The organism is Dyella sp. (assembly GCF_035277725.1).
Taxonomy (GTDB): domain Bacteria; phylum Pseudomonadota; class Gammaproteobacteria; order Xanthomonadales; family Rhodanobacteraceae; genus Dyella_B.
Map to the genome: position 1 here is coordinate 1 of NZ_DATEJY010000208.1, position 6829 is coordinate 6829.

Here is a 6829-nt window from a genome sequence, read left to right on the forward strand (position 1 = left end):
TTTCGTTACCACGGCGTTTCATCAGCAAGGCAGCCACGTGGTTGCCGATGGCATGTTGACGCTGCGCGGCGTAACCAAGCCGGTGAGCTTGAACGTGGTGTTCAAGCCGCAAGGCAACGGCGCCACGCTGGATGTTACCGGCACGGTGAAGCGGCTGGATTTTGGCGTGGGTGGTGGGCAATATGCCGACACATCGGTGATCGGGCCGGATGTGAAGGTCACCGCGCATCTGGTGCTCGCCTCCAGGTAAGCCACGTAGGTTGGGGTGCGAACCCCAACCTACCGTAGCCATTGCATCACGGCGGCGGCGTCGAACGGCCAATCCAACTCGCGCCCATCGCGCAGATTGCGCAACACCGGCACACGCGTGCCGTAGCGCCCCTCCAGTTCCTGGCTGTCGTCCACCCACACGCTATCGAAATCTGGCGCGCGCGCCTCGGCCAGCACGGCCAGCGCAAGGTCGCACAAGTGACAGTAATCGCGTTGATAGAGCACGAAATCGACCATACGTGCGCTTGCAGAATGCCCCGGCAGAAACGTCCGCGTAGAATAGCCGGTTCATCCCCGTCCCCGCAGCGTCCCCCATGGCTGTCAGCGCTTTCGATATCTTCAAGGTCGGCATTGGCCCGTCTTCCTCTCACACGGTTGGCCCCATGCGTGCGGCGGCCCGTTTTTCGGAACGCTGGCTGGAGGAAAAAGGCGTGCTCGATCGCGTCACCCGCGTGCGCGCGGAACTCTACGGATCGCTGGCGATGACCGGCCGCGGGCACGGCACCGACAAGGCCGTGATTCTCGGCTTTGAAGGCGAGCATCCGGATACGGTCGATCCCGACATGATTCCGGAAATATTGAAGCGCGTGCGCACCGCCCACCGCATTCGCGTGCTGGGCAAGCACGAGATCGATTTCGACGAAAAGCGTGACCTGGTGTTCAACAAGCGCCAGAAGCTGCCGTTCCACACCAACGGCATGCGCTTCACCGCGTATGACGCCGATGGCAACGAACTGGCCACGCGCGATTATTACTCGGTGGGCGGCGGTTTCGTCGTCAATCACGATGAAGCGGCAGAGGACCGCATCGTCGCCGACACCACCGAGCAGCCCTACCCGTTCCACACCGGCGAACAACTGCTGGCGTTGTGCGAGCAGCATGGCCTGACCATCCCGCAGTTGATGATGGAAAACGAAAAGGTCTGGCGGAGCGAAGCCGACATCCGCGTCGGGTTACTCACCATCTGGAAAGCCATGCAGGGCTGCGTCGAGCGTGGCCTGCGCTCACCAGGTACGCTGCCAGGCGGTCTCAAAGTGACACGCCGCGCACCGGCAATGGCGACGGAACTGCGCAACCAGCCCGAGGCGTCACTCAAGGATCCACTCACCATTCTCGACTGGGTGAACCTCTACGCGCTGGCCGTGAACGAGGAAAACGCCGCCGGCGGACGCGTGGTGACGGCACCGACCAATGGCGCCGCCGGCATCGTGCCCGCCGTGCTGCACTACTACCACCGCTTCTGCCCGAAATCCGACGAACACGGCGTGATCGATTTTCTGCTTACCGCCGCGGCGGTCGGCATTCTCTACAAAGAAAATGCATCCATCTCCGGCGCCGAAGTCGGTTGCCAGGGTGAAGTGGGCGTGGCCTGCTCCATGGCTGCCGGCGGCCTTACCGCAGCATTAGGCGGCAGCATCCATCAGATCGAAAACGCGGCCGAAATCGGCATGGAACACAACCTCGGCCTCACCTGCGACCCCATCGGCGGCCTGGTGCAGATTCCATGCATCGAACGCAATGCGATGGGTGCCGTCAAAGCCATCAACGCCAGCCGCATGGCGCTGAAGAGCGATGGTAAGCATCGCGTATCGCTCGACAAGGTGATCAAGACCATGCGCGATACGGGCCTGGATATGAAGGACAAGTACAAGGAAACGTCACGCGGCGGGTTGGCGGTCAACGTGATCGAGTGCTGAGGCATGTTGGCGTGCAGACCCTAACGCAACGGTGTGCATGGCAACGTTGGGGTTTGCACCCCAACCTACATTCACCGCTCGAATACGATGCTCGCAATCGCTCCATTGGCATCCGTGCGCGGTCTCATCGACACATCCCAGCCGTAGAGTTCGCACAGGCGTCGAACGATCGCCAAGCCCAGGCCGGCGCCGCTCCCGCCAGCGCCTTCACCACGCACGCCGCGCTGGAATAGACGTTCCGCATCTTCGGGCTTGATGCCGGGGCCGGTGTCGATGATATCGATGCGGCCTTTTTCTACCTGCACCGTAACGCAGCCTTCCAGCGTGTATTTGATGGCGTTGCCGATGAGGTTGGTAAGCGCCACGGACAAGACGGAAGCAGGTGCGTTCACGGTTACCGCATCGTTTTGCAGCAATTCGACTTCAAGCGGCTTATCGCGAATCTGCGGGCGTTGGCTTTCGATCACATCGGCAGCCACTTTCGCGACTTCGGTGATTTCGCCGCGCGTCGGTCCGCGGCGTTCGGCGCGGGATAGCAACAATAGTGCTTCGATCAGCTCGGTCGCCTGGCGCGAGGCGCGTTCGATGCGCTTCAGGCGTTCGCGCAATTTGTCGGTAAGGTCGGGCGAGCCTTGCAGCAATTCGGTAGTGCTGGAAATTACCGCCAGCGGCGTACGCAATTCGTGACTGACATCGGAATTGAATTCGCGATCGCGTTCGACCATCGCAGTCAGGCGCGTGGAGTATTCGTCGAGTGCTTGGGCGAGTTCGCCCACTTCGTCATCGGCAAAGTGAGGCGCCAGTGGTTCGGCGCGCCCTGCCTTGCGGAAATCGCGTAGACGCCGCGCAAGTTCGGTAACCGGTTTGAGCACTTTACGCGACAGCCACATGCCGATAGCCAACGACAGCAGGCTGAACAAAATGACAGAAATTACCAACGAGGTAATAAGTTGACGCTTGCCAATATCCTCGCGACTAATGTCATAACGGATAAATCCGATGATTCCATCCTTTCGTCGCACTGCAAGCTTGTAATGCCGAATACGTCCACTCTCATCGGCCTCATACATGTCATGGACGCCTGTACTTAGGCTCTGCCAAGCAAGCGGCATTTTATAGAGTGTGCGATCACTCTTGATCCAGGCCTTGACCAGTTCGGATACGACGGGTTGGTTAGGATTTTCAATAGTTTTATCAACCGCTTGGTCGACGTCGGCCTGTAGAGCAGCCGCCACTAATTGGTCCTCAACCTTTGCGCGCACATACAACGAAGCCACAGCAAACAACGCGCTGAGGCCAAAACCAAACAGCGCGAACGAGATCAATAGGCGGAAACGAAGCTTACGCCTGGACTGCATCCGGATCGACCATGCGGTAACCGATGCCGTGTCGTGTATGGATCAACGCCTTTTCGAACGGCTTGTCGATCGCGGCGCGCAGGCCGTGGATGTGCACACGCAGACTGTCGCTGTCGGGCAGCTCCTCGCCCCACACTTTCTGCTCCAGGTCCTGGCGCGTGACCACGGACGGGCTGGCCTCCATCAGCGCCTGCAACAGCTTCAAGCCGATCGGGTTGAGCTGGATGGACTTGCCATCGCGGGTCACCGTGAGGGTGTCCAGGTTGTAGGTCAGGTCGGCCACCTTCAGCACCCGGCTCTGCGGGCCCTTGCCGCGGCGCGCCAGCACTTCCAGACGTGCGGCCAGTTCCTGCAGGGCGAAGGGCTTGGTCATGTAGTCGTCTGCGCCCGACTCGAAGCCGGTGAGCTTCTGCTCCAGCGCGTCGCGGGCGGTCAGCATCAGCACCGGCGTTTGCTTGTGGGCTTCATGGCGCAGCTTGCGGGCGACATCCAGGCCGTCCATGCCGGGCAAGGTCAGGTCGAGCACGATGACGTCGAAGTCATGGACCACGGCCAGATGCAGACCGGTCACGCCATCTCCGGCGAAATCCACCACATGACCGCGATCTTCCAGATAATCGCCAATGTTGGTGGCGATATCGCTGTTATCTTCAATCACTAGAACGCGCATGCGTTTCTCCGCTACGCAACCGGCGTACCGGTCGGGACGTCGCCAAGCTTAACGAGAGTGCGGCGCAAATGTTAAGCGCCATCCTGAATACCGATATCCGAACGGAGAATCCAGGCAAAGAAAAAGCCCGGATACCGCGACCTTACGCCGCCGCACCCGGGCTGAAGCTACTGCCCCGATACCGTCGTCTGCTGTCGCACTTGCGATTGAAGTAGCGAGCAAACAAACAGTGGTGCCTTTATAGGGGCGAGGCGGTTACGTGGTAGTTAACCCGTACTCACTGCTTGGTTAATGCGTCTGCATGCGTTGAAACTTGTGTGCGGAACGTGAAGGCGCTCAAGCGCGTTTCGAAGCCTTGGCGACGTGCCGTTCCAGGTGGCGGATGATGTGCTCGGCCACGTTGACCCCCGATGCCGCCTCGATGCCCTCCAGGCCCGGCGATGCATTCACCTCCAGCACCAGCGGACCGCGCTTGGAGCGCAAGAGGTCGACACCGGCAATACCAAGCCCCAACGCTTCGGCGGCATCCACCGCAATGCGCTTCTCCGCCGGGGTCAACTTGGCGGCCACGGCGGTACCGCCACGGTGCAGATTGGCGCGGAATTCACCGGCCACTGCGTCGCGCTGCATGGCCGCCACCACTTGGCCGCCGACCACGAAACAGCGCAGGTCGCTGCCCTTGGCTTCGGCAATGAATTCCTGCACCAGGAAGTTGGCATACAGGCCGCGGAAGGCTTCCACCACACTTTGCGAAGCGCTGCGTTTTTCCGCCAGCACCACGCCGGTGCCCTGGCTGCCTTCGTTGAGTTTGATCACATGCGGGGGATCGCCCAGCATGTCGAGCACGTCGGTGGTGTCATCCGGGTTGTCACCAAAGACCGTCACCGGCATGTCCAGGCCTTTCGCGGCAAGAATCTGCAGGCAGCGCAATTTGTCGCGCGCGCGCAGCACGGCGTCCGACGAATTAGGGGTGTACACGCCCATCATTTCGAGCTGGCGCAATACCGCTGTGCCGTAGAACGTGCTCGACGTGCCGATACGCGGAATCGCCGCATCAATATCGTGCAGGGCTTTGCCCTTGTAGCGAATCTCCACTTCGCCCGGCGCAATGCGCACGTAGCAGCGCAGCGGGTCGAGTACGCGCACGACATGGCCACGCTCGCGCGCCACTTCGACCAGGCGCTGGGTCGAATACAGCCGCGCATTACGCGAGAGGATGGCGATTTTCATGGCTGGTTATGGGTATGCGCGAGTTTGGGCAGGGTATAGGAAAGGGCGGGATCGACCTTGAAGCGCCCGATCAAGGCGGTGCGCCCCAAGAGCATAGGAAACAGCATGTGCCGGCGATCCGTCAGATTTATGTCAACTTCAAAACGTTCGCCGGCCAGCTTCACTTCCGTACGGATAAACCAGCGCTCGCTGCGCCCGCCGCCGGTATCGACCACCACTCGTCGGTCGCACGCCGGTGCTTCGCACTGCACCTGGCGCACCGAACGGCGGCCAAGGCCCACCATGAAGCGCAGCCAGGTCTGTCCATCGCGGCTAAAGGTTTCCAACTCATCCACGTGCAGTGAACTGCTGCGCGCGCCGGTATCCAGCTTGACCTTGAGAGAGGCGATGCCGAACTGCGGCAATGCCAAGCGTTCCCGCCAACCGAGGGTGATCACATCCGCCATGTCAGCGCACGCTGTCTTGAGTTATTTCGGAGGGGGCCAAAAAGGGACTGATGCGGCAGGAGCTGACAACATTCAACTCTTACTACACGGGGAACCTCGCTAGCGTAGCTGGCGCGGGCCGCCAAACTCAACAAAAGCCGAATGTTTTATGCCGCCTGTATCAGGGCCATAGTGCTTGAATGCCGTGCACGCCAGCCGTGAAATCAGGTGCCAACCAATTCGTCATAGGGCGGCAGGTTGATCACCGTTCGCGCGGCAATTTCATAGGCGCGCTCCAAGTCCTCGGCGGCGTGCAGGCGATCCTCAAGCAACTGATATTCCTCGGGCTCCGCTTCACCCTCGGACAAGGCTTCACGCAGGGCACGGATTTCCGCGGCAACCGCTTGAATCGCGATGACTAGTGTCTGGTTGCTGATTTCGGGCACAAAACGCTCCTATGAAACCTTGGCTACTGCCAACCTCAGCCCTTGGCCTTGGCCAACTCACACTGCCTGGCAACCGCAGCCCGCGCCATATTGTCCAAAGCCCCCTTGAACGCCAGAACGGTCATTCGTGTGCGTGGCTCAAGTTGATAGTGATACCCCTTGAGCTTCGGATTGTACTGGCTGGTTTTCAACTTAGGATCTCTGCGGATCTCGATAAGCTCCGCCGAGTACTCGGTCCCCTCTGGAATCCAGAATTCCTTGCTGGGAAACCAACCCGAAACGTCATGCAGTGATGTACCGCCCCCTGGCAGTACCTCCGGACCATCTTTTCCGCCCGCCACATCGACGTCAGCCTCACTGGTCATCCACTTATTCAGCTTTTTGCTGAAATATTGGGTCGACTCCCAGCGCGGATCGAGCACGCCGTCGCCTGGATAAATCCCGACTTTGATGCTCTTGAAGTCATTGCCCATCACCGACCGATATAAGTCAGTACTTGTGGTCGCCATCGCCTCTTCCCTAGTCCGCGCCTTCACAGGCGAAATCCATGCTGCCTTACTGGCAGATTTCACGAAGCAGATCCGGTGCAAGCAAAATGGAGCGGGTGAAGGGAATCGAACCCTCGTCAGTAGCTTGGGAAGCTACAGCTCTACCATTGAGCTACACCCGCAATGCCGGGCGATGGTAACCGGCGGATGCGGCTTTGGGAATCCTGGACTCGTCCCGCTTTTTT

General features: G+C 60.1%; 9 protein-coding genes and 1 tRNA gene. 2 read left to right on the top strand and 8 right to left on the bottom strand.

Translation table 11 applies throughout. The features are described 5' to 3' along the window. Positions 1-250, top strand: a 250-nt coding sequence (locus tag VJR68_RS17750) for a YceI family protein (RefSeq protein WP_324149879.1), incomplete at its 5' end; no start/stop codon positions are given. Positions 251-279: 29 nt separating this feature from the next. On the opposite strand, the gene VJR68_RS17755 is transcribed toward VJR68_RS17750, so the two are convergent. After that, complete coding sequence (locus VJR68_RS17755; protein ID WP_324149881.1) at positions 280-507, bottom strand: glutaredoxin family protein; 228 nt, start codon at positions 505-507, stop codon at positions 280-282. Between the two features lie 77 nt (positions 508-584). Between VJR68_RS17755 and VJR68_RS17760 the strand changes: the two genes are divergently transcribed. Continuing rightward, positions 585-1967: an L-serine ammonia-lyase gene (locus VJR68_RS17760; protein WP_324149882.1), complete on the top strand. Its 1383-nt coding sequence runs from the start codon at positions 585-587 to the stop codon at positions 1965-1967. Positions 1968-2038: 71 nt separating this feature from the next. Here VJR68_RS17760 and VJR68_RS17765 read toward each other — a convergent pair whose 3' ends face one another. The 7 genes from VJR68_RS17765 to VJR68_RS17795 all read right to left on the bottom strand — a co-directional run bounded on the left by VJR68_RS17765 (position 2039) and on the right by VJR68_RS17795 (position 6766). Next, positions 2039-3325, bottom strand: a complete 1287-nt coding sequence (locus VJR68_RS17765; protein ID WP_324149883.1) for a HAMP domain-containing sensor histidine kinase — start codon at positions 3323-3325, stop codon at positions 2039-2041. Further along, positions 3309-3995 (bottom strand): response regulator transcription factor, encoded by a 687-nt coding sequence (locus VJR68_RS17770; RefSeq protein WP_115494911.1) that lies wholly within the window; start codon positions 3993-3995, stop codon positions 3309-3311. The genes VJR68_RS17765 and VJR68_RS17770 overlap by 17 nt, the downstream gene beginning before the upstream one ends. 336 nt (positions 3996-4331) lie before the next feature. After that, a complete protein-coding gene (gene rimK, locus VJR68_RS17775; protein ID WP_324149885.1) occupies positions 4332-5225 on the bottom strand; it encodes a 30S ribosomal protein S6--L-glutamate ligase in 894 nt (297 codons plus the stop codon). After that, positions 5222-5671: an ATP-dependent zinc protease gene (locus VJR68_RS17780; RefSeq protein ID WP_324149887.1), complete on the bottom strand. Its 450-nt coding sequence runs from the start codon at positions 5669-5671 to the stop codon at positions 5222-5224. Before VJR68_RS17780 ends, rimK begins: the two co-directional genes overlap by 4 nt. Positions 5672-5874: 203 nt before the next feature. Beyond that, positions 5875-6096, bottom strand: coding sequence for a hypothetical protein (locus tag VJR68_RS17785; RefSeq protein WP_324149888.1), 222 nt, complete (start codon positions 6094-6096; stop codon positions 5875-5877). A gap of 35 nt (positions 6097-6131) precedes the next feature. Beyond that, positions 6132-6668 carry a hypothetical protein gene (locus VJR68_RS17790; RefSeq protein WP_324149890.1) on the bottom strand — a complete coding sequence of 179 codons (537 nt, stop codon included), beginning with the start codon at positions 6666-6668 and terminating at the stop codon, positions 6132-6134. A 24-nt stretch (positions 6669-6692) separates the two neighbouring features. Next, positions 6693-6766: transfer RNA gene (locus tag VJR68_RS17795), tRNA-Gly, on the bottom strand. Positions 6767-6829: the final 63 nt, after the last annotated feature.